This window comes from Vibrio sp. 10N.222.46.A1 (assembly GCF_041473595.1).
GTDB lineage: Bacteria > Pseudomonadota > Gammaproteobacteria > Enterobacterales > Vibrionaceae > Vibrio > Vibrio tasmaniensis_A.
In genome coordinates this window covers 1-1,769 of record NZ_JBFRSN010001227.1, presented here as the reverse complement: position 1 = coordinate 1,769, position 1,769 = coordinate 1, and the positions used below count along the sequence as shown (strand labels likewise).

1 protein-coding gene is annotated in these 1,769 nt (G+C 45.1%); it reads left to right on the top strand.

Going from position 1 to position 1,769, the window contains the following annotated elements; genetic code table 11:
- Positions 1 to 21: 21 nt before the first annotated feature.
- On the top strand, positions 22 to 1,769 hold a 1,748-nt coding region (locus tag AB4496_RS25455; protein ID WP_372132623.1), incomplete at its 3' end, for an assimilatory sulfite reductase (NADPH) flavoprotein subunit.

The following is a 1,769-nucleotide window of genomic DNA, read 5'->3' as shown; positions in this document are numbered from 1 at the left end:
ATGATTAGGGATGTCGTGACCATGTCTTTAAATAAGAAAGAGTCTTCACAAAATAATAATGCACAGTCTGGGGCTAATGAGTTACCTGGGCTAGCAGCACCACTTAATGACCAACAATTGGGTCATCTTCAGCAAACTGTTTCTGAATTATCTTCTCAACAACTGGCATGGGTCAGTGGTTACCTTTGGGGTGTGAGCCAAACTCAGCCTGTGGGTGCCGCCGCGCCAATCGCTCAAGCAGCCGCTGCAGTAGCCGCAAAACCTGCGGGTAAGCTCAGCATTATCTTCGCATCCCAAACCGGTAATGCGAAAGGTGTCGCCGAATCGCTTGAGGCAGAAGCGAAAGCCTTAGGGATTGCTGTCGAGCTTTTCGATGCAAGTGATTATAAAGGTAAGAACTTAGCCAAAGAGACACACGTCATTTTTGTAGCTTCAACCAATGGTGAGGGCGAAGCCCCTGATAACGCTATTGAGTTGCATGAATTCCTTCAATCGAAGAAAGCGCCAAAATTATCAAACCTACAATACGGTGTGATCGGTTTAGGTGACTCAAGCTATGAGTTCTTCTGCCAAACGGCTAAAGACTTCGATAACTTCCTCGCTAAGCTTGGTGCTAAATCGTTTGTTGACCGTCTTGATTGTGATGTTGATTACGAAGAATCAGCAACGGAATGGCGCGCTAAAGCATTAGAGCAAGTAAAAGAGACGCTATCGACAGGTACTGAAGCCGATGTGGTTCAATTACCAGTCGGTCAAGCGGCTGCTGGTCATTCGCAATACACCAAACAAAACCCATACACCGCGACATTATTGACGAGCCAAAAGATCACTGGTCGTGATTCGGGCAAAGATGTTCGTCATATCGAAATTGATCTTGATGAGTCGGGTATTACTTACCAACCGGGTGATGCGCTAGGCGTATGGTTTGAAAACAGTTCAGAACTCGCAAATCAAATTCTTTCTAAGGTTGGGCTGTCTGGTATCGAAAGTGTCGATGTCGATGGTGACAACTTGTCTGTGCATAGCGCACTCGTCAGCAAATTTGAGATTACATCTTCAAACCCTCAGCTAGTGACTAAGTTTGCTGAGCTATCGGGCAGCAAGAAGTTAATTAAGCTGGTGGAAGATAAAGACAAGCTTCGTGAATACGCGGGTAATACTCAAGTTGTTGATGTTTTAGCTGAGAAGAAGACCAAGCTATCGGCTGATGAACTGATTGGCCTACTACGTAAGTTAACTCCACGCCTCTATTCTATTGCATCAAGCCAAGCTGAAGTGGATGAAGAAGTTCACTTAACGGTTGGTCTGGTTGAATACCAAAAGGGCGATGAATCTCGTCTGGGTGGTGCTTCAAGTTTCTTAGCTCAACGCCTTGAAGAAGGTGGTGAAGTTAAGGTGTTTGTAGAGAACAACAATAACTTCAAACTGCCGCAAGACGACAACACACCAATCATCATGGTTGGCCCGGGTACAGGTATCGCACCTTTCCGTAGTTTTGTTCAAGAGCGTGAAAACAATGACGCTGAAGGTAAAAGCTGGTTGTTCTTTGGTGACCGTACCTTTACTCAAGATTTCTTATATCAAGTTGAATGGCAGAGGTATCTTAAATCTGGTGCATTAACCAAGCTTGATGTTGCGTTTAGTCGTGATCAAAAAGAAAAGGTTTATGTTCAAGACCGATTAATTGAGCAGGCAGAGCAGGTTTGGCAATGGCTTCAAGAGGGCGCGTACCTCTATGTATGTGGCGATGCAACTCGAATGGCAAAAGA